A 24,818-nucleotide genomic window follows, 5' to 3' on the forward strand; every position below is an offset into this window, starting at 1 on the left:
ATGATGGATGTCAGTGCGGAGACCGCTGATCTGGTGGTCAAGGAGAGCCTTCAGGCAACGGAGAGCGCCGCCAAGCTGCTGGGGAGCGGCGTCAAGAATGTGGCCGCCCTCCTCCTTGCCATTGCCAAGGACAATTATAAGGTGGTGGGCAAGACCAACTCCAAACGCCTGGCTCGTGACCCCGCCCCGGCGGAGGTCATCCGCATCAAAAAGGAGGATATGGGGCAATTCCAAAAACTAGCAAAGGAGTTCGGCGTGCTGTTCTTTTTCGCCCAGAAAAAGGGAAATAAAAGCGGGTATGTCAATGTGGTGTCCACCCAGAACTACGCCGCCCAGCTCAACGCCGTCATGGAGGCCATGGGCTATCCCATTCCCCAGCAGACCCAGGCCCAGGAGGAAGAAACACCAAAAAAAGTGAACACCCGCGTTCCACAAGAGAAGTCCTCGAAAGAGCGCGGGACTGGCTCGACTCCCTCGGAGACGGAGACTGCTGAACAAAAGCCCTCTGTCCGCAAGCGCCTGGAATATCTGAAATCCGTGTCGGAGCAGACACGCTCCGGGCCGGAGAAAATCAAGGAAAAAGCACGGTAAAAGGAGGAATTGATTTGAGTATCAGCGATCTAATTAAGAGCAAATCTGTCAGCGACCAAGCCCGCGTGGAATCTCTGCGGGCCGAGCGCGGCAACCTGTCCGACCTGCGGGACGCGGCTCTGGAGGAAATCACCACCCGGCCGGAGCTGTACCAGAAGTTTCTGGACTTGCAGGCGGACAACATCTCATGCAGCGCCGGGAATGTGGCCCTAACCATGTTCCAGATGGACGGGGCCACCAAGATCGGCACTATCAGCTTTTGGCACGAGCAGGGGCGCTATGTTCGGGAGGAATCCATGAAGGACGGGGCCAAGGTATTTGTCCCCGCCCGGAACAGCCAGCGCAGGGGCTACCTCATGGGGGACTACTACGACGTCAGCCAGACCACCGGCAAACCGATGAAGGAGCCCGTACCCCTGGCGGAGAACACCGCCCGCATGGAATCGGCTCTAGGCGCCCTGATGAACTATTCCCCTGTACCCATCACCGAGGGGCAGGAGTTGGGCGCCCCCGCCCGCTATGATGAGCGGAATCTTTGTATCACCATCGACCCCAGCTATGGGGAGGCGGAAGTGTTCTCTGCCCTGGCTACCGAGATCGGTTACGCCAGGGGCCACGACAAGGGACGGAACATGGACTTTGACCGCCGGGACTACCAGCTGGACGCGGAAAGCATCGGCTACATGCTGTGCCGCCGGTTCGGAGTGGACTGCAAGGCCCCCCAGACTGGAGAAGCCGCCCGGCTCTATGAGGGCTACGAGCCCACCGACCGGGGCGAGGCACTGGAGGCCCTGCGGAAAGCGGCCCGGAATATGGGGGACGGCATTGAACGGAGCATCCAGCCCCGCCAGCAGGAACGGGGCCGCCGCCGTCAGGGAATCAGATAACCGGGGGCGTGCCCCCCTGGGGGGAAGATACGCCACCTGCCCCCGCCCGTCAAGGCCGCAAAATTGCTGGCGCAATTTTGCGCGAGCCGGCCAGTCTGCGGACTGGCCGGACCTTGACAGGCGGAGCCCGGCGGCGTTCTCAGTCACCAAGGGGGAGCACACCCCAAAAGCCGGCAGGAGCCGGCTTTTGCCATCGTGGGAGGTTTTTCCTCTCCCGGTGAGTTTCATTTTTATCGGAGGTTTTTTGGAGTATGAAGTACAGACGCCGAATATTCCCCGCCATGGCCGCCCTGCTGCTGGCTCTCTCCCTCTGCCCCTGCTCCGCTCTGGCCGCTGGGGACGGGGCGGCGGAAAACACGGAAACGGCCCCCGCCCAGGCAGAGCCTCCCGCACTCTACCCCACGGAGGTTTTGGAGTACACAGCGGGAGACCTGGACGAGCCACGTATCAGCAAAACTTATGAACTGTCCCCCACAGACGACCCGGCACTCATACCAACAGAAGATTTCGAGCGGTCCGGCCGCATTTACACCCTGCTGGACATTATCAAGGAGGACCAGACGGAGATCGATACCAAGGAGCACATTGAGGTCATCACTCTGGAGACGGACACCAACGACATGGCCGAGATCCTCCAGCTCCTGGAGCCGGAGCTGGAGATCACCACGGAGGACGGCTACACCGGCGTGCTTACCCCGGACTATCCCAGTATCCAGGTGGAGGCGTCCGGCTACGGCACGTCCTCCCGCACCGTCTCCGCCACCCGTACCTATCCCAACCTGTCCAGCGCGGACGTCTCCCTCATTCCCAAGACCACGGAGGAGGGCGGGCGCACCCTGACCCTGGCGGACGTGGACTGGCAGGAGGCGGCCACCGACTACCAGGACGGCTACGACCTGGCGATCCGCTACACCGCCACGGCCACCTACACCGGCACCGCCACCAGCAAATATGCCACCGGCTACACGGTCACGGCGGACTACAAGGGGGATGTCACCAAGACCAGCTGCGACACCGTGACCTATACCGCCATATTCGCGTCCCACGGTGAGACGCAAAACGGAGACGGAGCGGCGGAGACAGCGGCGGAAAACGGCGGGAGCATCGACCCGCGCCTTGCCCTGATCCCCCTGGGGCTTATCGCCCTGGGCGGGGCCGGTTTCGGCGGCTGGAAGCTGGTCAAGTATCTGCGGGATAAGAAACGGGGGTATGTAAAGTAATGAAGAAAACCATCTATTCTCTGTGCGCCGCCTGCTGCCTGCTGGCGGCGCTTGCCACGCCCGCCTCCGCCCTAGACTACACCATGGACGCGCCGGAGGCCGGATTGTTCGGCACGCCCACTTCGGACGATACCCAATACATCACCAGGGACGAGCCGGTGAACATCGACCGGAGCAAGACGGCGGCGGTGATCCCGCCAGCATTTGGGAGCCCCACATCCTACACCCTGAACAGCGGGACGCTGCTGACCCCCAATCTGGTGGACAAGGACTGGGCGGCCCAGGTCACGGTGTCGGGCAACGGCACGGGGGCCGTGGTCATGCCGCCTGCCCTGTCTGGCAGCGCGTCCAGCTCCGGCGGCTCGTCCTTTGCCGTTACCCAATACACGGAAGTTACGGATGACCTCTATTATTCCGGCGGCTGCCTGGGAACCCTGAAAATCCCTGCTATCGGCCTGTCCGTCAAGGTTTACCAGGGCACAGACAGCGCCACGCTTGCCAAGGGCGCGGGGCACTTCCCGGATACCAGCATCTGGGCCGGAAATGTCTGCGTCGCGGGGCACAATCGAGGTGTCCGGGATGATTTTGGAGACCTCCACACCCTGGAGCTGGGGGATACCGTCACCTGGACTACCAAGCTGGGCACCCGTACCTATGAGGTGGTCAGCGTCCAGAAGGTGCTGGAGACCGACGACAGCGGCACCGCCGCCACCACAGACAACCGTATAACACTTTACACCTGCGTGATGAACCAGCGGGAATACCGCTGGCAGGTGCAGGCGGTGGAAATCAAATAAATCTCACGGTGGGATTTATTTTTTCGCTCTGAATTTTTGTAACAGTCTATTCTAATTGATCTTTGGCAGATGGAGGTGATGTAAAACAGAATACAGCGCCTCTTTCTACCTATTTTTAAGGAGGCGCCATGAAAAAACTGCTATCCCTGTTCCTGGCTTTTGTCATCGCCCTGGGCCTGCTGCCCACCGGAGCCTTTGCCGCCGACAGCGTAGAGGCCGCGCTGGGTGAGGTCAATATCTATAACGGCGACTACGAGCTGGGGTATCTCTCTATCAACGGCACGGTTCGCAAGCAGATTTATACCTATTTTCTTTACGAGGCCAACGACGGGACTACCAAGGAGGCGCCGGCGTACTGTGTGAATCCAAATCAGTACGGCGTGCCTCAGACCGTGGGCCCCGGTGAGAGCATCAAATATCTGGCCGAGGAAAAGTCCAGCGATCCCAAGGTGGTGGGCATCATTTCCAATGGCTACCCCCACCGCAGCCTGGGGGAACTGGGCCTGGATAACAAGTATCAAGCCTACTATGCCACTAAGATGGCCCTCTGGTGCTATCTGCTCCCCAACTGGTCCATCAATAACCTCAAGGTCGCCCCCGGCCTGACCGGGAGCGAGCTGGACATTGGCAACCGCATCCTGGCCGCCGCCAAGGACATCTACCAGCGGGGCACCACCTACAACTACATGCTGAACCCCCGCATGACCGTTACGGCGGACAAGTCCACCGCCTACCCCGTGACCATCGACGGCCAGGAGTACAAACAGCAGGTCTTTACCGTTTGGAGCGAGACCTGGGTATATGACTACGACGTGTCCGTGGCCTTTTCCGACCCCTCCCAAGTGCCGGAGGGCACGAAAATCGTGGACATGGACAACAACGAGATCACCGCCGTCACTACCGAGCCCACCGGCGACGGCTACTCCGGCCAGTTCAAAATCCTCTATCCCCTGGAGAGTGTGGCGGGCCAGACCGGGAGCGTACAGCTCTCCCTCTCCGCGCCTGTGGCCCAATATGCCGCCATGTACGCCGTCTGCCAGGAGAAAGACCAATACGGCAATCTGCAAAATTATATCTGCGACCTGGACAACAATGTGCAGCTGGACGTGGCCGCCATCAGCAATTACGCCGACAGCCCGGAGGACGAGCCCCCCGATACCGGCCTAAAAATCATTAAGCTGGAGGCGGGGACGGAAATTCCCCTGGAGGGCGCCATCTTCTCCGTGACCGGCCCGGACGGTGAGCCCATCGGCTCTTTCTCCACCAACGCCGAGGGGGAAATCCTGATCCCCCTGACCCTCAGCGGCCTCTATACCGTGACCGAGGAAATCCCCAGCCGGTATCACCTGCTCCCGGAGGAGGACACCCAGCAAGTGACCGTCCGCTACGGCGAGACAGCCGAGGTCACATTCTGGAACGAGCCCTACGGCGACCTGCGGGTGGTCAAGGTGGACGCGGACACCGGCGATGAACTGTACGGGGCCCGCATCCAAATCAAACATATTGAGAGCGGCGCCACCTACACCGGCACCACCGACACCGGCGGCTCCTATACTTTTACGGAGCTGAAGCCGGGGGCATACGAAATCGTGGAGCTCACCGCCCCGGAGGGCTGGGAGAGCGACCCCCAGACCTATACCACCACCGTCGTCACCGGGGACTGTGTGGAGTACACCATCAAGAATGAGGCCCTGCCCGGCTTGAAAATCATTAAGTATGACCGGGAGAGCCATGAAACCATGTCCGGCGTCACCTTCCGTATCTGGCGGGACGGGGAGCTGCTGGGGGACTATGAGACGGACGCCCTGGGCGAGATCACCCTGACCAACTGTGCGCCGGGCACCTATCTGGTCCAGGAGGTAGACGCCGGGGACAGCGGCCACCTGGTGGATTCCACGCCCCAGGAGATCGAGCTCTCCGCCGGGGATGGCGTCAAGCCCCTTTACTTCTTTAATGACCGCAAGCCCGGCATTTATCTGGTCAAGGTGGACAGCGCCAATCCGTCCAAGGTGATCCCCAATGCCAAGTTCAGTATTGAGGCCGTGGACGGCAGCTTTGGCCCGGCGGAGTTCACCACCGACCAAAACGGTGAAATTGACCTGTCCGAGCTGGAGCCGGGGGCCTATGTAGTGACAGAGCTGGAGTGCCCTGGCTATATCATCGACCAAGCCCAGCGCATCATTCAGCTGGAGGCCAACCAGACGGCGGAGTTTGTCTTTACCAACACCATCAAACCCTCCCTCCATCTGGTCAAGCTGAGTGCGGACGGCTCTCCCCTGGCCGGCGTGACCTTCCGCATCGCAAAGATTGAGGACGGCACCCACTACCTGGACCGTACCACCAATGAACAGGGGGAAATCCTGATCTCCGACCTGGAGCCGGGCGTATATTCGATCAAAGAGACCTCCACCGTGGCGAACCACCTCATTGACCCGGTGGAACATCATGTAGAGCTGTTCCCAGGCAAAACCTCCACTATCATCCTGGAGAACCAGAAACGGCCCAGCCTCACCATCCACAAAAGCGACGCCGATACCGGCGCGCCCGTGGCGGGAGCTGTGTTCACCGTTAAAGCGGCGGACGGCAGCACCATCAACGAGGTGACAACCGGGCCGGACGGCACGGCCACCCTGGAAAACCTGCTGCCTATCGTCTACGAGGTGACGGAAAAGAGCGTGCCGGAGCCCTACCTGCTGGACGCCCCCAGCCAGCTTATCACCCTATACCCCAACCGGGACTCCGATATTTTCTTTGAAAATCATAAGAAACCCACCCTCACCATCCACAAGGTGGACAGCATCACCGGCAATCCCATTGAGGGGGCCAAGTTCCAGGTGTGGTACGGCTCCAACAGCACCACCACCGGGGAGCTGAACGACCTGGGGACCCACTTCACCGACGAGCGCGGCGAGATCGTGCTGGAGGGCCTGCGGGACGGCTGGTACAAGGTGACGGAGCTGGAACCCGCCCACGGTTTCACCATCAAGGAGCCCGCCACCCAGGAGGTCTACATCACGGGCGGGGAGAGCAAATCTTTGACGTTTGAAAATGTCCCCCTCAACGCCATCGTGGTGCACAAAACGGACAGTGTCTCCGGTGAGGCCCTGGGCGGGGCCACCTTCCAGCTCCGCTACCTGGGCGGAGCCTCCGGCACCGGCGGCACCGTCATCGGGCAGAAAACCACCGGCGCCAACGGCATGGCCCTTTGGACGGGCCTGGAGCCGGGGGCATACATCGTGGAGGAAATTGACCCAGGGGATGGATACAGCATCCTCCAGAGCTCCGAGACCGTCTACCTGGCGGACAACGGGGAGCAGAGCGTCATCACCGTCCACTTTGAAAACCTCCCGGACGGCAATCTGCTGATCCGAAAAGTGTGCTCCGTCAACCCCAGCGTGACCCTGCCTGACGCCGAGTTCAAAATCACCTATGCGGACGGCAGTGTGATCGGGGACAGCAACGGAATCTTTGTCACCGACGAAAATGGCGAAATCCGCATCAACGGTCTGGAGCCGGGCAAAAGCGTCATTGTCACGGAGACACGGGCCCCGGACGGCTACGAGATCGACACCCAATCCCAAACCATCCAAATCCAGGCGGGCCGCACCGTCTCCCTTACCTTCAAAAATGAACCCCGCGGGGCCCTGATTATCCAGAAACGGGACCGCGTGACCGGCCAGCCTCTGGCCGGGGCCCAGTTCCGCGTCACCACAGCATCCGGGTGTGAAGTGGGCCTGGACGGGGTAATCGGTGACAGCACTCTGACCCAAGCCGGGATTTTCAAGACGGACGCCAACGGCGAAATCCGCATTTCCAACCTGACCCCCGGCGCCTATGTCCTGACGGAGCTCCAGGCCCCGGAGGGGTACACCATCGACAACCCCTCCACCAATGTAGTCATCGGGGAGGGCGGAGACACCCAAACGGTGGTCATCACCAATACCCCCAAGGGCGGCCTGCTCATTAAGAAGATGGACAGCGTGACCAAGGAGCCCCTGTCCGATGTGACCTTCAAGGTGACAACCGCGGACGGTGCGGTGGTAGGGACCTCCAACGGGGAGTACCGTACCGACAGCAACGGCTATATCTCCATCCCTGACCTGGAGCCGGGGACATATATCGTCCAGGAGGTGCAGGCCAAGAGCGGCTACCTGCTGGACGATACTCCCAAGACCATCACCGTGAAAGACCACCAGACCTACACCCTGGAGGTGTTCAACCAGCCCAAGGGCGGCCTTGTCATCAACAAGCTGGATTCCGTCACCCACGAGCCCCTGGAGGGGGTGGAGTTTACCATCACCGAGGCGGACGGTACGGTGGTGGACGATAACGGCGGCATGACCTCCAGCATGGGCCTCTACCGCACCGACGAAAACGGCCAGATCATCCTGGACGGTTTGGTGGGGACATTTATCATCACGGAGACCAAGACCATCGAGGGCTACACCATCCATGAGGAGACCCGCACCCAAACGGTGGTCATCAACCCCAACGACACCCAGACCATTACGGTGTATAACGACCCCATCGGCGGCGTGGAGCTGGTCAAGGTCAATTCCGCCGACAAGACCCAGCGCATCCCCAATGTGACCTTTGAAATCCGGGAGATAGACGGCGCTCTGGTGGACACCGTGACCACAGACCGAAACGGCAGGGTGTTCCTGCCTCTGGAGGACGGGGCCTACTACGCCGTGGAGATCGAGAGCGCGGAGGGCTTCAAGCTGGATGACACCCCCGCGTATTTCACGGTGGAGGACGGGAAAACCACCACCCTCCAGGTGGAAAATGAGGCGGTCAGCGGCATCCTGATCCACAAGACCTCCAGCACTACCGGCGAGGGCATCTACGGCGTGACGTTCCTGCTGTACGATGATACCAACACCCCCATCGGGCAGTACACTTCGGACAACGAGGGGTATGTCTGGATCGAGGACTTGCCGGCCGGCCGCTACTACCTGCGGGAGCTGGAGAACGAGGGGTATGTCCTGGACACGGAGAAAAAGACCGTCTATGTGAAGTCTGGGGAGACTACGGAGATCGAATGGCAGAACACCCCCATCCTGGGCCAAATCCAAATCATCAAAAAGTCCGCCAACGATAACCCCATCAACGGCCTGCCCGCGGGCACGCTCCTGGAGGGGGCCGTGTTTGAAATCTACGACAAGGCTGGGAATGTGGTAGATACTATCCGCTCCGACAGCCGGGGCCGGGCCGTGTCCAAGCTGCTCCCCCTGGGCCGCTATACCGTCCGGGAGGTCACAGCGCCGGACTATTACGCCGTCAATCCCGCAGTGATGAACGCCTACCTGGAATATGAGGGGCAGATCGTCACCTTTGAGGTGGAGAACGACAGCGTTGCCACCGGCGTCAACATCAAAAAGACCGGCCCCGCCCAGGTCGTCTCCGGCCAGCCCATCCAGTACACCCTCACCGGCATCGGCAACACCTCCACCGTCCCTCTCACCTCGTTCTACTGGAGAGACGCGCTACCCGCGCAGGTGACTTTGACCCGGATCGTCACCGGCACCTATAACCAGCAGCTCTCCTACAAGATCGTCTACAAGACCAACCTTTCCGGCGACACCTATCGGACCCTGGCCGACAACCTCTCCACCACACAGAACTATGTGCTGGACGCCTCTCCCACCGCCCTGGGCCTCGCCGCCAACGAAAAAGTGACGGAGTTCATGGTGGTGTTCGGCGCGGTGAAAGCCGGCTTTGCCCAAGTGGAGACGCCCTATGTCCACGGAACTGTCGCCCAGGGCCTTGCCAATAATTCCAGTTTTGTGAACGTGGCCGATGTGGGTGGGCTCTACAACGGCCAGTGGATCATGGGGGTGTCCCGCTGGGTGACTTCCGTGTATGCCAAGCCGGAGCCCCTGCCCCGAACTGGCTATTAAATCTCACCGTGAGACACATTTCGACAGCAGGTGAGACCGGCCGATGAAACCACAACCTCACACCAGCGGCGCCCTCCCCTGGGCGCTGCTGGTCGTCCCCGTCCTCTATCTGGCGGCGCTCCTGGCCTCCGGCTATGAGGACGGCATGACGGTGTTTGACCTCATGGGGCGTTTCAGCAACTTGCTGGAACGCCCCTTTGCTATCCAATGGACGCCCCACACCCCCAAATTTCTGCTGGGGGCCCTGGTGCTCTACGCCTTTTCCGTGGTACTGTTCCAATCCACCCGTCAGAACCGGCGGCCGGGAGAGGAACACGGCTCCGCCCACTGGGGCGACGCCAAACAGCTTTGCCGCAAATACCAGGATAAAAACCCGGAGAACAATGTCATCCTCACCCAGCATATCCGCATGAGCCTGAACAGCCGGAAACACCAGAGGAATCTTTTGCAGATTGTGGTGGGCGGCAGCGGCTCCGGCAAGACCCGGTATGTGGTCAAGCCCAACGTCTACCTCGCCAACGCCTCCTATATCTGCACCGATCCAAAAGGAGAACTGGCCCGGAACACCATCCCCCTGCTACTCCGCAAGGGATATGTGGTCAAAGTTTTTGACCTGGTGGATCTGGAACGCTCCGACTGCTACAACCCATTCCGCTATATCCGCAGCGACGCCGACGTGCTGAAACTCATCAGCAACTTTATCCGCAACACCACGCCAAAGAACGCCCACTCCAATGACCCGTTCTGGGAGAAAAGCGAGACGGCCCTGGACTGCGCCCTCATGCTGTACCTGCTCCATGAGGCGCCCCCGGAGGAACAGACCATGGAGATGATGCTGACCATGCTGGAGTACGGCGCAGCCAAGGAGGGGGACGGGGACTACCAATCACCCCTGGACCTGCTGTTTGAGGGGCTGGCCGAGGAGAACCCCAACCACATCGCCCTGCGGCAGTACCGGGTATTCAAGCAGGCCCCCAGCGAGACGGCCATGAGCATTTTAATTACTGCCTCTGTCCGTCTGGCCCCATTCACTTTGCCGGAGGTCCAGCGGATCACCGCCACCGACAACATGGAGCTGGAGAAGCTGGGGGAGCGGAAACAGGCCATCTTCTGCATCATCCCGGACAGCAACGACGTGTCCCTCAATTTCCTGGTGGGGATGCTCTACACCCAAGCCTTCCAGGAGCTCTACTACCAGGCGGACAAGGTGCATGGCGGGAGCCTGCCCGTCCCTGTCCGGCTCATGTTCGACGAGTTTGCCAATGTTGCCCTGCCAGATGGATATGCCCGGCTCCAGGCCACCATGCGCTCCCGGAATGTGATGGCGACCATCATCCTGCAAAATATCTCCCAGCTCAAGGAACTTTTTAAGGACTCCTGGGAGGGGATCATCGGCAATGCGGACGCCTTTATCTATTTGGGAGGCAACGAGCAATCCACCCACAAGTATGTGTCCGAGCTACTGGGCAAGGAGACCATCGAGACGCGGACCTCCAGCCAGAGTAAGGGGCGCAACGGCTCCTACTCCCAAAACTTCCAGCAGGCGGGCCGGGAGCTGATGACCCCGGACGAGGTGCGGATGCTGGACAACCGCTATGCCCTTGTCCTGGTGCGGGGCGAGGCCCCGGTCATCGACGAGAAATACGACCTCATGCGCCACCCCAATATCAAGCTGACCGGGGACGGCGGGGCCGCCCCCTATATCCACGCCAGCCGGTGCCTTTACAGCACCGGCGACCTGGATTTCATCTTTACCTCTTTAGACGAGGTAGAGATCATTGACGAATTATAAGGAGGAATTTGGAACATGAAAAGACCCGTATCTGACCAGAAACGGGGGCGGAGCGCCATGCGCTTTTGGGCGGCGCTGGTGATTGCCCTCTCCGTGCTCACCGTCCCGGCCCTGGCCGCCCCCAGCGGCAGCGGCGGTGGGAGCGATCCGCTGACCATCGTAAACAATCTGTCGGATTTTATCTTCTCCATCATCCGGGCCCTGGGCATTATCATCCTGGGCTGGGGCGTGGTGCAGGTGGGTATGTCCATCCAGTCCCACGACGCCAGCCAGCGCACCCAGGGCTTTCTCTGTCTGTTTGGCGGCCTAATGATCGCATTTGCCAAGGAGATCCTGACCGCCATCGGTGTGGTATGACGGAGCGGAAATACAACCGCATCCTCTGGTGCGACCTGACGCCCAACGGGTGGAGCGTGTGCTTTGAGACCCCAAACGGGGCCCTGTTCAACCGGCTCTACATCGGGTACAGCAAGACCGAGGCCATGCGAAGGGCACGGACGGAACGGCCCTGGGACGACAACATTGTGAACCAGCCCCCACCCCGGCCCCGCCGACACAGACGATAACGAAAAAGAGGGGGATTTGTGTCTCACCATGAGACGCAAATCCCCCTCGCCTGGAGGTGATGTACTATCAGTGACAACTGGATCGTGGGGCTGCTGGAAAACGCCCTGTCCGGCTGGAACAGCAAGCTGGCCGAAATATGGACCCTGCTCACCCAGACCCCGGAGACGTTTAAGGGCGGGGATATATGGCGCGTCATTACCGGCGTCAACAACGCCCTGGTGGGGATCGGCTACGGCCTGCTGGTCCTGTTCTTTGCCATCGGCATCTTTCAGAGCGCCGCCAGTTTCCGGGACTTCCAACGCCCGGAATTCGCCCTGCGCCATTTTATCCGTTTTATCATCGCAAAGGTGGCCGTGGGGAGCTGCATGGAACTGATGACCGCCATTTTCAATATCTGCGGCGGGATCATCAATACCGTCATGGGCGGCATGGGCTCCTCCATCTCCACGGCGGCCACCCTGCCCACGGAGATCGTGACCGCCATCGAGAGTCTGGGCCTGCTGGAGAGCATCCCCCTGTGGCTGGTGTCCTTCCTGGGCTCCCTGGTCATCACAGTTTTGTCCTTCGTTCTGCTTTTGACGGTCTACGGGAGGTTTTTCCGCCTATACCTGTTCACCGCCCTGGCGCCCCTGCCCTTGGCATCATTTGCCGGGGAGGGTACGTCCGCCAGCGGCAAGCAGTTCATCAAATCCTATATCGGCGTGTGCATGGAGGGGGCGGTGGTGGTGCTGGCCTGCATCATCTACTCTGCGTTCCTCTCCAGCAGCACCCCAGCGGCGGACGCCACCCTGGGCGCCGCCACCATGGTCTGGCAGTATGTCGGCCAGATGGTATTCAACATGCTGATCCTCACCGGCCTGGTGCGCGGTTCTGACCGCATTATCAAGGAGATGTTCGGCTTATAAATACAGGAGGGGACGGGCCCGTAGGCCCGCCCCCTCTATGTTTTCGGCTCAGTCATCATAGTGGATGGGGATATACTGCCCATCCTCCGTGATCTCGTACATGGGCCGGGCGGTAGCCAGCAGATAGCCCCGCGCCGCCCGCTCCTCCTGACGCCAGCGGATGATCTTCAGCGCCCACCGCAGGACGGCGTACAAAATCAGCGCCGCCAGAATGAGCAGGTATTTGGTGTGCTCCGCCTCCACCCACGCAGGCGCAACCGTCTTAACGATCATCACATACAGCACCGCCGGGAGCAGGTGGATCTTCGCCAGGAGGGTCCCGGCCAGGCCCACCACGAACAGGGCGCCCCAGAATTGCGCGAACAGGATCAACAGCTCCAACATACAAAAGCCCTCCTTGTCAAGTGTTTTCTTGAATTTTCGCAACTTTTCCTATCAATATTATCCCGCGTTTCAAAATCCTTGTCAAATTTTTGCAAGAATATGAGGTGATTTTTTATCGAGATCAAAATTCCCAAGGAAGTCCGCAAGCACAAGGAGACCATCTTCTTCGGTCTGACCGCCCGGCAGTTCTTTTGTGCCGCGATTGCTGTGGGAGCGGCCGCCGGTATCTACCTGGGCCTGGGGCCGGCCATCGGCAAGGAGACGGCAAGCTGGGTGTGCATCCTGGCCGCCGCCCCGGTCGCCCTGGCCGGTTTCTTCCACTACAACGGCATGACCCTGGAGCAGTTCTTATGGGCCGTGGTCAAATCGGAAATTCTCTTTGCCGGGGGCAGGCCCTTTGCCTCCGAAAACTTCTACTACAACCTCCTGCGGCGGAAAGGGGGCCAGGACTTTGATTAAATCCCTCCTGGCCGCCAACAAGAGCGAGCGCGACAGCTTTTTCATCCCCCGGAGCGTCCAGCAGTCCATCCCCATCCGCCGGATGTATGGGGACGGCATTTGGCAGGTGGGCCGGAAACACAGCCGGACGTGGCGCTTTGCCGACGTCAACTACGCCGCCGCCTCCGAGGACGAGCAGCGCGCCATCTTCCTCTCCTACGGCGGCGTCCTCAACTCCCTGCCTACCGACGCCGCCGCGAAAATCACCATCATCAACCGCCGCCTGGACCCGGTGGACTTCCGCCGCAATATCCTGATGAAAGAAAAGGGGGACGGCCTGGACAAATACCGCCGGGAGGCCAACCAGATTTTGACCCAGCGGGCGGCGGAGAGCAACAATCTGGTCCAGGAGAAGTACATCACCCTCTCCATTGCCCAGCGAAAAATCGAGGAGACGCGCTCCTACTTCCGCCGGGTGGACGGCAATCTGTCCAAGAGCTTTGGACGCCTGGACTCCGGGGCGCGGGCCCTCTCCAACCATGACCGGCTCCGCATCCTCCACGACTTTTTCCGCCCTGGCGAGGAGGCGTACTTCACCTTCGACCAGAGCGCCTGTATCCGGCGGGGCATGGACTTCCGGGACCTGATCTGCCCGGATGGGATTTCGTTCAAATCCGGCCACTTCGAGATGGGGGACAAGGTGGGCCGCGTCCTATTCCTGAAAGACTACGCCAGCTACATCAAGGACAGCATGATCTCCGACCTGTCTGACTTCTCCCGGAGCCTCATGCTGTCCATCGACATTCTGCCCATCCCCACCGACGAGGCCGTGCGGGACGTGCAGAATCAGATTTTGGGCATCGAGACGGACATCACCCGCTGGCAGCAGAGGCAGAACGACAAGAACAACTTCACCGCCTCCGTGCCCTACGAGCTGGAACAGCTCCGGGGAGAGACCAAAGAATTTTTGGCCGACCTCACCGAGCGCGACCAGCGCATGATCTTCGCCGTGGTCACGCTGGTCCACATCGCGGACAGCATGGAGCAGCTGGACGCCGACACGGAAACCCTCATGTCCATCGGACGGGAGCACCTGTGCCAGTTTTCCGTTCTGCGCTACCAGCAGGAGGACGGACTGAACACCGTACTGCCCTACGGCCTGCGCCGGGTAAAGGCCCTGCGTACCCTTACCACCGAGAGCGCCGCCGTCCTCATGCCTTTCCGGGTGCAGGAAATTCAGGACCCCGGCGGCCTGTCCTACGGCGTCAACGCCATTTCCAAGAACCTGCTGATCTGCGACCGCAAGCGGCTCATTTCCCCCCACGCCTTTTATCTGGGCGTGTCTGGCTCCGGCAAATCCGTCGCCATGAAGTCCACCATTGAAAATGTGGCTATGGCGACGGATGATGACATTATCATCATCGACGCCGAGCGAGAGTACGGCGACCTGGCCCTCGCCCTGCTGGGTACTGTCATCGAGATTTCCCCCCACAGCCCCCACCACATCAACCCTCTGGAGCTGGGAGACGGCTACGAGGACGGGGAGAGCCCCATCGCCGTCAAGTCCGAGTTAATCACCACCATTCTGGAACAGCAGATGGGGGCGGGCCGGGTGACGGGCAGCCACAAATCTATCATCGACCGCTGTACCGCCAATGTCTACCACAACTACTTCCACAGCCACGGGAAAGCTCCCGCACCCCTGCTCACCGACTGGCGGAATGAGGTACTCAAGCAGGTGGACCCGGAGGCGCGGGAGATTGCCTTGGCCGCCGAGCTGATTACCGAGGGAAGTCTGAATGTCTTTGCCCACCCTGGAAATGTGGACATGAACAACCGGCTCACAGTCATTGACCTGTACGAGATGGGGGAACAGCTCCGACCCACCGCCCTAGTGGTCACTCTGGAGGCCATCCAAAACCGGGTGATGGAAAACCGTAAAAAGGGCAAGTATACCTGGGTATTCATTGACGAGGCGTATTTGTTTTTCAAGTTCTACTACTCCGGGGAATTTCTCTATCGGGCCTGGAAACGGTTCCGCAAATACGCCGGCATTATGACTGCCGCCACTCAAAATGTGGAGGAGTGCCTGCGCTCCGAGACGGCCCGCCTCATGCTTGCAAACTCTGAATTTCTCCTGCTGTTCAATCAGGCCGCCACCGACCGGGCGGAGCTGGCGAAACTCCTGCATATCTCTGACACCCAGCTGGGCTACATCACCAACGCCGAACCCGGCCACGGACTGCTCCGCATCGGCGGCTCCTTGGTGCCTTTCTCCAACACCATTCCCAGGGACACCGAGCTCTACCGGCTCCTGTCCACCACGCCGGGGGAAAAGTAAAATGGCGTCGAAAAATGAATCTCACCGTGAGACGCGAATCGCCGGCCCCCTGACCCTGGGGAGCCTCTTTGACGGTATCGGTGTATTTCCCCTGGCCGCCAGCCGGCACGGGATCGTCCCCCGCTGGGCCAGCGAGATTGAAAAGGCCCCCATCTCCATCACCAAGCGCCACTTCCCACACATGGAGCACCTGGGGGACATTACGAAACTGGACGGCGGGGCCATCCCCGCCGTCCACATCATCACCTTTGGCTCACCCTGCCAGAACCTCTCCAAGATGGGAGATCGCACAGGTCTGGCAGGGGCCAAGTCCAGCCTGTTCTATCAGGCGATCCGAATTATCCAAGAAATGAGGGATGCCACTGGAGATCAGTTTCCAATTATCGCTGTTTGGGAGAACGTTGCCGGAGCGATGGTATCAAATGACCGGCTGGATTTTCTTGCCGTCCTCCAGGCTTTCCGGCCGGACGCCAAAATTCCAATGCCTGCCTCTGGACGATGGGGATACGCCGGAATGGTACGAGGGGGACGACCCGATCTGGCCTGGAGGACCATGGACGCCCAATACTGGGCAAGCCCCCGCCTGGCACGGCGGCAGCGCATCTTCCTCGTGGCGGATTTTGGAGGGCGGCGTGCTGGAGAAATACTGTTTAAGCCCCGCCCAATGCTCCCACTTTCTGCGCCTGGCACAGAGGGCGGGGTGCCCGCCGCCCAGGGAGATCGAGGCCCTTTTCTTGAAACAGGGGGGCGTGTACCAATCGTCCGACCCTTTCAGTTGTTCCGTATGCGGGGGGCCGCCAAAAAACAGGAGCACGTCCAGTTCCGGGACAGCTTTGGATTCCCAACTGACCCTTTTCCCACTCTTTTAGCCAGCGACGTGGCCCCCTTTGCCTTTTGGTATGAGGATGATCCCCTGGGCGGCTGCATCCGCTTTCCCACAGAGCGGGAATGTGAGCGGATGATGGGGCTCCCGGAGGGGTGGACACAGTACGGGGCGGATGGAGAACCCATCCGCCCCGTGCATCGTTACCGGGCCCTGGGCAACGCCATCGCCCTGCCCTGCGCCGACTACATTATGGCCGGGATCGCGGAGGCGTTGAACCATGTCGAAAAATAAATCTCACCGTGAGATGCGAATCGGAGGTGACAGCTATGCCAAAGCCACGGGAACGGGACCCCAACGATAAGATCAAGGGGAAAGGCAAGAGCGGCGGGCGGCCTGTGCGGGATGTCCGCCGCCAGATGACCGCCAAACTCCGCAAGGAGCTGGTGGAGCAGAAACGGGGCGGGCAGGAGCCTCCCGCCGACGTCCAAGCGGTGGAACAGGTAGAACAGACCGGCGCGGCAGCCTTTGACAAGGTGGAACACGAGGCAGAACAGCTAATTGACCGGGCCCTCCATCCAGACCGCCGCCCCAAGGAACGGACAGATGCCATCAAGGGGGATGGGCAGCGCCCCCAGGAGCGCCGGCCAGTGAACGGCTCCAGCCAGACCGCACGCAAAACAGGCCGGGGGCGGAGTGGCGCAGCTCCAGAGCCAAGGGGCGCCGCCCGCCCACCAGGGACAAAGACCGGGGCGGTGGAAACCTGCCCGGTTTCCCATCCTATCCCCGGAGAACCTGACACGCCGCCTACGCCCCAGGAGCGGATGAAACGGCAGGCGGCAAAGGATCTGGAGCACGCCGGGCATACCGGGGACTTCCCCCAGGGGCGCGAAGCGCCCCCCGCCTCACCCCACTATGGGGGACGCCCGCCGGAGGCAGTTTCTTCTAAAAATAACTTCTCTCTCGAAAATCAATCAATCTATCCATCAAATCCATCCACCAACCGCCCATCCATCAAGGAGCGCCCCAGGCGCTCCGCCACGCCCAGGGAAAAGCCCCCCGGCGGGGCCTTTACCCCCAAGACCCGTCAGAGGGTGGAACAGGCCGCCCGGAAAGGGGCCGCCGCTAGGAGAACCACGCTCCAGGAGGCGGGGAGACCCGCCGCGAAACGGATCGTGGAGCGGGCCCGCCGCAAGGCCCAGGCCGCCGCCCAAAAGAGCCTGGCACAGCGGGCGAAACAGGCCGCCAAGACCGCCGCCGGCCTCTCTAAGAAAGCGGTGGTGGGCGCGACAAAGGCGGTGGCCGCCCTGGTCAGCGCCCTGGTCTCTCTGGTGGGCGGCGCGGTGCTGGTGCTGGCCCTGGCGGTGGTACTGCTCATTGGCGCCCTGCTTGCCTCCCCCTTTGGCATCCTCTTTGCTAACGAACCGTCCAGGGACGCCGTGCCCCTCAGTGCCGCCGTCGCCCAGATCAATGTGGAGCTGGCGGACAAGCTGGAGGGCTTGCAGGGCGGGGAGTATGACCGGGTGGAGATCCAGGGCCAGCCCCCGGACTGGAAAGAGGTGGCCGCCGTGTTTGCCGCCAAGACCGCCGGGGCCGAGGACGGGACCGATGTGGCCGCTCTCACCCCAGACAAGGTGGAGCTTTTGCGGGATGTCTTTTGGGATATGTGTACCATATCCTCCGAGGTGGAGACCGTAGAGCACCCGGCCAGCGGAGACAAAGAAGCCTGGACGGAAAAGGTGCTGGTCATCACCATCACCCCCAAAACTGCCGAGGAAATGCGGACGGCCTACGCCTTCACGGAATTTCAGAATCAATCCCTCACCGACCTGCTGACAGAGCTGGACGCCCTGGGCGGGCTGCTGGGTGACCTGTCCATCTCCCAGGCCGATGCCGTGGAGCTCCTGCAAAATCTTCCCGCTGATCTGGACCCGGAGCGCCGGGCCGTGGTGGAGACCGCCTGCAAGCTGGTGGGGAAAGTGAATTATTTTTGGGGCGGAAAATCCCTGACCATAGGCTGGGATGACCGCTGGGGCACGCTCCGGCAAGTGACGGCGGCGGGCAGCTCCACCACCGGCACCTACCGCCCCTACGGGATGGACTGCTCCGGCTTTGTGGACTGGGTGTTTTTTAATATTACTGGCGGCGAATACATCATCGGCCACGGCGGGGGCGCCCACGCCCAGCACACCTACTGCACCCCCATCTCCTGGGAGGAGACCCTGCCCGGCGATCTGGTGTTTTACCCGGAGGACTCCCATGTAGGCATTGTGGGGGGCCGGGACGAGAGCGGAAACCTGCTGATCGTCCACTGTGCCTTCAGCGCCAACAATGTGGTCATCACTGGCGTGGAGGGCTTTACCTCCATCGGACGGCCTGTGTACTACGGGGACTGAAAAATAAATCCCACGGTGAGACGCGAATCCTGTCGGAATTAAATCTCACCGTGGGATTTATTTCTGTGTTCAATCTTCAAACAATTTTGAGGCGGGCACTTGCAGGACATCCGCGATCTTGAACAGTGTCTCCATAGACACGCCAAACGCCCGCGTGGGGCTCTCGATCTTCGCCACAAATGACCAGGATTTGCCGATCTCGTCGGCAAATGCCTCCTGCGTCATGCCCCGCAGTTTTCGATAGTATTGCACCTTCAGGCCGAACCGGATGAACTGTTCCCGATACTCTGTTTCCATGACGCACCCCTTTTTGTTAAGAGGTTATCACGGCACGCCAAAATTATTTATAGATTTAAATTGCCTTTAATGGCAATTAAATGATATAATAGAGCAACCAAAAGATATGGAATGACCGCGTTTTTTTGAATCTCACCGTGAGACGCATTTTTATGAGCCAGGAGAGGGGGCAGCGCCATGAAAACCTGCTTTTTTATCGGCCACCGGGAGACCAGCGAAAGGGTACTGCCCGCGCTGTCCCAGGAGGTGGAGCGGCATATCGTCGAGTACGGCGTGACGGAGTTTGTGGCGGGGCATTACGGCGGCTTTGACCGGCTGGCGGCCAGCGCGGTCAAGGAGGCGAAACAGCGCCACCCGGAGGTGACGCTGACCCTGCTCTTGCCTTACCACCCAGCGGAGCGGCCTATCCCCACCCCGGAGGGCTTTGACCGCACCCTCTACCCGGAGGGCATGGAGACGGCGCCGAAACGCCTCGCCATCGTCCGGGCCAACCGCTGGATGTTGTGCCACTGCGACTATCTGATCGCCTATGTCTGGCATACGGCCAGCAATTCCAGAGAACTTTTGGAGTATGCTAAAAGACGAGAAAAACAGGGTTTACTTCGAGTAACTAATCTGGCGGAATAACTGTTAGATGGAAGAAAGAATGGCGGATGTTGATTTTCTGATGAAGTGCTGAAGCAAGTATATAATAAAGTGATGACTAATTAAAGTAAATCTCACCGCGAGAAGCAAATCCAGTCGAAATCAAATCTCACGGTGAGGTTTATTCTTATTGCTACTTGCAATAACACAGATTTGAAAAATTTATTTGTGTTTTGTGAAACGATGATACCCTAAATTACGAATATACTTATAAAGGGCGGTGAGACGGTGAAACAAGAGGACAAATGGATTCGAGCCATTCAGCGGCGCGGTTCCAGAGATGCTGCGGAAAAACTAATTCAATCATATTACGACGAGATTTATCGCTTCATTTACCGTCAGGTCGGCCATAAGGAGGATGCAATGGACCTAACACAGTCCATCTTTATTGCTGTTCTACGGGCTATTCCCAGCTATCAGGCAAAGAGAGCATCTTTTCGTACCTGGCTATACCGTATTGCTGCTAACAAGATTATTGATGCCCGCCGCCATATTACTTTACCTCCAGTGCCACTGGAGGATGTAAGACTACCCATAGCAGAGGATTTTGTCGCGCAGATTCACGACAGGGTACTACTGGAACAGATTGAGACCTATATCTCTGGTTTGGAGCCAAATGAGCAAGCGGTATTTCGTCTACGGCTTTATGGTGAAAAGACATTCCCAGAGATTGCTGCTACTCTGGGGGAGCCAGAGGCGGCGGTAAAATCCCGCTACTACCGCTTGGTGCGGAAACTAAGAAAGGAGTTTGGTGTAGATGGATCATAACAACATTCTCATGCCTACTGAACAGGAAAAACAGAAAACTATCACTCAGATCTTGGATGTGGCATTACCCCATCCGGTTAGCTTCCGAAAAGAACTGTGGGATACTCTGTGTATTGCAGGTGTCCGAACCGTATTTTGTGGGGTAGGTGATTGTCTGGCACTTGCAGCACTGTTATGGGTGTTATGTTTATTCCCCGCTTCTTATTTGGCCAACTACACCGGCGGACTAGCACAGATTTTACTTCTGATGTCTCCACTACTCTATGCCACATTGTCTTTAATGACTACATGGAAAGATTTTCAAATTGGTATTCGCGAATGGACGTGGACTTTCCGTATCTCAGCCCAAACAGTGAGCGCCCTACGGATGCTGTGTTTTGGTGCGGCTTCGGTGCTAGTATGCGTGCCTGCTAATCTGCTGCTGTGGAGCGTATCGGGTTATCTACAACCTTTAGGCTGGATGCTGGCGCTGTCTCTTTCCAGCCTGTTCCTATACGGAACTCTCTCCTTGCTATGCCTACGCCTTCGGGGGATTGTGGGTATTTTAGCCGCTCCAATTATTTGGCTGATAATTGGAATGGTGCTTTTGATGTGTCCTCCAGCAGCAGAGTGGCTGAACACAGTACCCACCATAGTATTCTGCCTGATTTTTGTCGGTACTCTGATTTTGTACTTGAGGGAAATGCGCCGCTTCTGCCGGCGATATATTGAAGGAGGTTTTTCCTATGCTCTCCGTTGAAAATGTAACCAAAAATTATGGAAAGTTTACTGCTTTAGAGGACATTTCCCTTACTTTTACACCAGGAGTTTACGGTCTGTTGGCCCCCAATGGTGCAGGCAAAACTACCCTCATCAAAATGCTCACTACGCTACTGTTCCCTACAAAGGGACAAATTCTGTGGGACGGAGAGGACATCCTGACCCTGGGAGCGGAATACCGTGGAATGCTGGGGTATTTACCGCAGCAATTTGGATACTATCCCGGTTATACTCCAAGACAGTTCCTTCGCTATGCTGCAGCTCTTCAATGCGTTCCTAAAAAGGAAGCAGATAGCCGCATTGATTATCTATTGGAACTGGTGGGCCTGTCAGATGTGATGGACAAGAAGTTGAAAAAATTTTCCGGTGGTATGCTTCAACGGGTTGGTATTGCCGTAGCCATGCTGAATGATCCGAAGTTACTGATCCTGGACGAACCTACCGCTGGGCTGGACCCCCGTGAACGAGTGCGATTCCGCAATTTGATTCATGCTCTATCTGAAGATCGCATTGTCATTCTCTCTACTCATATCGTCTCGGACATCGAGACGATTGCTGGCCAGATTGTCATGCTTAAGGACCATCGTCTTTATTGTTGCGATAGTCCCATTAGCATCCGTGAAAAGTTTCAGGGCAAGATTTTTGAAGTCCCTGCCGGGACAAGCATGGGGTCAGGTGAATATCTTCTTAGTGAAGGACAGGGGGAAGCTGGGACAGTGCTGCGGGTGTTCTCTGATACCTGTCCTATCGGCGGAACGCCGGTGGAACCTGGACTAGAGGATGCTTTCTTAGCTATATACCGGGAGGAGGGACGGCCATGAGTTTGGCTGTCTGTGAGTGGCGGAAACTCTTTCACCTACCTGCACTGTGGGTGTTTCTGGGACTATGCCTGGCTTTTAACGCCCTGTTGCTGGCCGGGCCATCACCTTATGATCGCATCTTTTTCAACGAAACCTCAGCAGATGCCACTACCCTGGGCCAGAGGGTGGATAACGACTTCCGGGTGAGACTAGCCGCCTTGCCAGACACTGAAAATCGGGAGATTTTGCGCCAATCGGTGACGAATATGGAAAATATTTTCGAGACTTACGATACAGAGGAACTGGCAACTTTTTATCAGGAGGTAACTGCTGGAGATAGCATAGCACAGGACATCCTGACCTGGAAATATGAGTTGCTCCAAGATCGTGTTGATCACTTGGCTCAAACCGATGCCGCGCTGGACCTGTATGCTGGTCCCATTACTCAAGACAGTCATCAGTATTTATATAACAACCTATTACGCGCAATAGTGACAGAGGGAATCTTATTAGGGGTTTTGTGTACTCTTTACCTGATGGGGTACGAAAAGCTAACAGGTACTCAAGATATGATCTGCACCAGCCGGGTAGGTCGGCAGCTATGGCGGCGCAAAGTACGGATTTCCATTGTGGCATCTTTGGGACTATACGCTCTGCTGATACTGGCTACCTTGGGACCCTATTTATTTCTGTGGAACTATAACGGCATCTGGGAAAGTAGTGTTTCCAGTCAGTTTAATTATTACGCCGATTTGTTTTTTGTACGGCCTTTTCTAACTTGGATAGACTTGACGGTAAGGCAATACTTTATCGCCATGATTGTTGCGGGCGGTGTGTTGGTGATTGTTTTTTCTCTATTGACAACAGCAGTAAGCCTACGGCTTAGACACACTTATGTGGCAGCAGTAACCGTGGCGGTGCTGTGCGCTGTTTTGATGGGTTTATCCACTGTTACCGGAAATTTAGGATGGTGGTCAGTTTACTTACTCTGCACCTTCTCACCTGTCAATCTGTGGTTGAGTTTCAACTGCTGGTTTACAGAAATGGGACTGTCGGCAGCTATTCCATGGCAGGAGACGGTGGGCTTATCGCTTGGCTTGTTAGTATATGGAGGGCTTGCCACATTAGCATTAAAAAGATTTGAAAGAGAGGATGTGTCATAAGTGTCTCTACTTATCTGGGAAGTGAAAAAGATTTGGAGACCCATCCTGTTATTGGCTATTATTTTAATTGGGGTGGTGTATTACCCAATTCGTCCTGGTTTTTATCTGAACATGATTGGCCATGATGTTATAAGCAAAGCTGAAATTCAACTGGCCAGCGAATGGCTCAAACAATACGGTCCTACCATAGATCGGTCGGAGCGAGCAGAATTGGATGGTCAGCTCACAGAGTTGAAGGCGGACTTTGCCCAGCAACTTATAAATGTCCCAGGAGCATCAGAGGCTGGGATAACCGACTATGACAGCTACCTAACATGGGAAAATGCTTTTTATGAAAAAGATACTCCGACAGAGGAAGAACGCACTCTATATCAGTCATTGCTAAACCTTACCGACTCTTATACCATCGGAGAGTTAATTGCGTTCATGAATAATTATGACCGGCTAGCCAATGGAGGCTCTGTAGTAGACATAGGCGTTGCCATTACTCCCCCCTCTCCGGCAGCGGATGCAAGCATCCAGCGGATTACACAGGCAGAAGAAAACAAAGACGCCTATGGTTTTCTTCCGTCAAGTATTGTCAGTGACACCGACGCATTTTTTCACTACTTTGCCATCTGGTGTAGTTTTAGCACAATCCTATTACTAGCCCCTACACTGGTAAATGACCGACTTCATCATACTCGTCCCATGCAGTGGGTCTCCCGTCGAGGACGAAAGGTGATAAGTATGCAGATGGGGAGTGCCTTGATATCTGGTCTACTATTAACTATGCTTAACTGTATCGCTTATCTATTGCCCTTTCTGTCTACTGAAGTATTACAGTTCTGGAACTGCCCTTTGGTCAGTGTGTGGCCGGGCAGCTTCCCATGGTTCGACTGGTCCTACGGTCAGTATTTGCTGACTCTGCTTAGTCTTACTACTCTGCTTACTTTGGCAACCGCTGGTTTTATCACCATCCTATCATGGTACAGTGGAAATTATGTGTCCGTGTTGCTCAAAACTATCCCGCTGATTTTTGTGCTAGAGTGGGTGGTGGTTCCCTGGATTATGGATGGGGCGGGGCGATTTGCCAGTATGCCCGTCAGACTCACTGGGTGGCCAGGCACAGAATTTATGGGAGGCATACTGACCACTGTTCTATCTCTTTTCCTATGTATCTTTGTTTGCCAACGGCAAAAGAAGAAGGATCTATCTCAATAAAGATATAATGTAACGCCTAAAAGCATTTCATATGTAACCGTAAAATCTTTCGGCGTATAAAAAGGCCGCCATCTCAGCGCACAGGCAATGAGATGGCGGTCGGCATTTTCATTATGGTTTAGGAATTCTGCATTCCTGGGGC

General features: G+C 57.8%; 21 protein-coding genes. 19 read left to right on the forward strand and 2 right to left on the reverse strand.

Translation table 11 applies throughout. From position 1 onward, the window contains the following. From B5F88_RS02475 to B5F88_RS02515, 9 genes are all read left to right on the forward strand, one after another. Positions 1 to 591: a PcfB family protein gene (locus B5F88_RS02475; protein ID WP_087341411.1), complete on the forward strand. Its 591-nt coding sequence runs from the start codon at positions 1 to 3 to the stop codon at positions 589 to 591. 14 nt (positions 592 to 605) lie between these two features. Beyond that, a complete protein-coding gene (locus tag B5F88_RS02480) occupies positions 606 to 1,478 on the forward strand; it encodes a hypothetical protein (RefSeq protein WP_087341412.1) in 873 nt (290 codons plus the stop codon). A gap of 251 nt (positions 1,479 to 1,729) precedes the next feature. Beyond that, positions 1,730 to 2,698, forward strand: coding sequence for a hypothetical protein (locus tag B5F88_RS02485; RefSeq protein ID WP_140402045.1), 969 nt, complete (start codon positions 1,730 to 1,732; stop codon positions 2,696 to 2,698). Continuing rightward, the gene (locus B5F88_RS02490) at positions 2,698 to 3,495 is read left to right on the forward strand and encodes a class D sortase (RefSeq protein WP_087341414.1); all 798 of its coding nucleotides are present in this window, start codon (positions 2,698 to 2,700) and stop codon (positions 3,493 to 3,495) included. Before B5F88_RS02485 ends, B5F88_RS02490 begins: the two co-directional genes overlap by 1 nt. 128 nt (positions 3,496 to 3,623) lie before the next feature. Next, complete coding sequence (locus B5F88_RS02495) at positions 3,624 to 9,395, forward strand: SpaA isopeptide-forming pilin-related protein (protein ID WP_162612099.1); 5,772 nt, start codon at positions 3,624 to 3,626, stop codon at positions 9,393 to 9,395. A gap of 43 nt (positions 9,396 to 9,438) precedes the next feature. After that, entirely contained in the window at positions 9,439 to 11,187 is a 1,749-nt protein-coding gene (locus B5F88_RS02500) for a type IV secretory system conjugative DNA transfer family protein (protein ID WP_087341415.1), read from the forward strand. A 15-nt stretch (positions 11,188 to 11,202) separates the two neighbouring features. Next, positions 11,203 to 11,544 carry a glutamyl-tRNA amidotransferase gene (locus tag B5F88_RS02505; RefSeq protein ID WP_087341416.1) on the forward strand — a complete coding sequence of 114 codons (342 nt, stop codon included), beginning with the start codon at positions 11,203 to 11,205 and terminating at the stop codon, positions 11,542 to 11,544. Then, positions 11,541 to 11,753 (forward strand): hypothetical protein, encoded by a 213-nt coding sequence (locus tag B5F88_RS02510; RefSeq protein WP_087341417.1) that lies wholly within the window; start codon positions 11,541 to 11,543, stop codon positions 11,751 to 11,753. Before B5F88_RS02505 ends, B5F88_RS02510 begins: the two co-directional genes overlap by 4 nt. A gap of 66 nt (positions 11,754 to 11,819) precedes the next feature. Further along, positions 11,820 to 12,659 carry a hypothetical protein gene (locus tag B5F88_RS02515; RefSeq protein WP_087341418.1) on the forward strand — a complete coding sequence of 280 codons (840 nt, stop codon included), beginning with the start codon at positions 11,820 to 11,822 and terminating at the stop codon, positions 12,657 to 12,659. Between the two features lie 48 nt (positions 12,660 to 12,707). Here the strand turns inward: B5F88_RS02515 and B5F88_RS02520 are convergent, their stop codons facing one another. Then, complete coding sequence (locus tag B5F88_RS02520; RefSeq protein ID WP_087341419.1) at positions 12,708 to 13,043, reverse strand: hypothetical protein; 336 nt, start codon at positions 13,041 to 13,043, stop codon at positions 12,708 to 12,710. A gap of 126 nt (positions 13,044 to 13,169) precedes the next feature. Between B5F88_RS02520 and B5F88_RS02525 the strand changes: the two genes are divergently transcribed. Genes B5F88_RS02525 through B5F88_RS02540 form a run of 4 tightly spaced genes read left to right on the forward strand, consistent with a single transcriptional unit; the run spans position 13,170 to position 19,041 of the window. Beyond that, complete coding sequence (locus B5F88_RS02525; RefSeq protein ID WP_275532902.1) at positions 13,170 to 13,502, forward strand: PrgI family protein; 333 nt, start codon at positions 13,170 to 13,172, stop codon at positions 13,500 to 13,502. Then, on the forward strand, positions 13,495 to 15,822 hold the full coding sequence (locus B5F88_RS02530) for a DUF87 domain-containing protein (protein WP_087341421.1): 2,328 nt from the start codon (positions 13,495 to 13,497) through the stop codon (positions 15,820 to 15,822). The genes B5F88_RS02525 and B5F88_RS02530 overlap by 8 nt, the downstream gene beginning before the upstream one ends. Position 15,823: 1 nt before the next feature. Beyond that, on the forward strand, positions 15,824 to 16,939 hold the full coding sequence (locus B5F88_RS02535) for a DNA cytosine methyltransferase (RefSeq protein WP_087341422.1): 1,116 nt from the start codon (positions 15,824 to 15,826) through the stop codon (positions 16,937 to 16,939). A gap of 35 nt (positions 16,940 to 16,974) precedes the next feature. After that, complete coding sequence (locus tag B5F88_RS02540; RefSeq protein WP_242959599.1) at positions 16,975 to 19,041, forward strand: NlpC/P60 family protein; 2,067 nt, start codon at positions 16,975 to 16,977, stop codon at positions 19,039 to 19,041. Between the two features lie 69 nt (positions 19,042 to 19,110). On the opposite strand, the gene B5F88_RS02545 is transcribed toward B5F88_RS02540, so the two are convergent. Further along, the gene (locus tag B5F88_RS02545; protein ID WP_087341423.1) at positions 19,111 to 19,338 is read right to left on the reverse strand and encodes a helix-turn-helix transcriptional regulator; all 228 of its coding nucleotides are present in this window, start codon (positions 19,336 to 19,338) and stop codon (positions 19,111 to 19,113) included. A 177-nt stretch (positions 19,339 to 19,515) separates the two neighbouring features. Between B5F88_RS02545 and B5F88_RS02550 the strand changes: the two genes are divergently transcribed. The 6 genes from B5F88_RS02550 (at position 19,516) to B5F88_RS02575 (ending at position 24,676) form a co-directional block, all read left to right on the forward strand. Further along, positions 19,516 to 19,965 (forward strand): hypothetical protein, encoded by a 450-nt coding sequence (locus B5F88_RS02550; protein ID WP_087341424.1) that lies wholly within the window; start codon positions 19,516 to 19,518, stop codon positions 19,963 to 19,965. A gap of 246 nt (positions 19,966 to 20,211) precedes the next feature. After that, positions 20,212 to 20,751: a sigma-70 family RNA polymerase sigma factor gene (locus tag B5F88_RS02555; RefSeq protein WP_087341425.1), complete on the forward strand. Its 540-nt coding sequence runs from the start codon at positions 20,212 to 20,214 to the stop codon at positions 20,749 to 20,751. Then, complete coding sequence (locus tag B5F88_RS02560; protein WP_087341426.1) at positions 20,741 to 21,490, forward strand: hypothetical protein; 750 nt, start codon at positions 20,741 to 20,743, stop codon at positions 21,488 to 21,490. The genes B5F88_RS02555 and B5F88_RS02560 overlap by 11 nt, the downstream gene beginning before the upstream one ends. Beyond that, positions 21,477 to 22,331: an ABC transporter ATP-binding protein gene (locus B5F88_RS02565; protein WP_087341427.1), complete on the forward strand. Its 855-nt coding sequence runs from the start codon at positions 21,477 to 21,479 to the stop codon at positions 22,329 to 22,331. Before B5F88_RS02560 ends, B5F88_RS02565 begins: the two co-directional genes overlap by 14 nt. After that, on the forward strand, positions 22,328 to 23,473 hold the full coding sequence (locus B5F88_RS02570; RefSeq protein ID WP_087341428.1) for a hypothetical protein: 1,146 nt from the start codon (positions 22,328 to 22,330) through the stop codon (positions 23,471 to 23,473). Before B5F88_RS02565 ends, B5F88_RS02570 begins: the two co-directional genes overlap by 4 nt. Beyond that, positions 23,474 to 24,676: a hypothetical protein gene (locus tag B5F88_RS02575; RefSeq protein WP_087341429.1), complete on the forward strand. Its 1,203-nt coding sequence runs from the start codon at positions 23,474 to 23,476 to the stop codon at positions 24,674 to 24,676. The last annotated feature ends 142 nt before the right edge of the window (positions 24,677 to 24,818 follow it).

It is taken from the genome of Flavonifractor sp. An306, from assembly GCF_002159455.1.
Taxonomy (GTDB): domain Bacteria; phylum Bacillota; class Clostridia; order Oscillospirales; family Oscillospiraceae; genus Flavonifractor.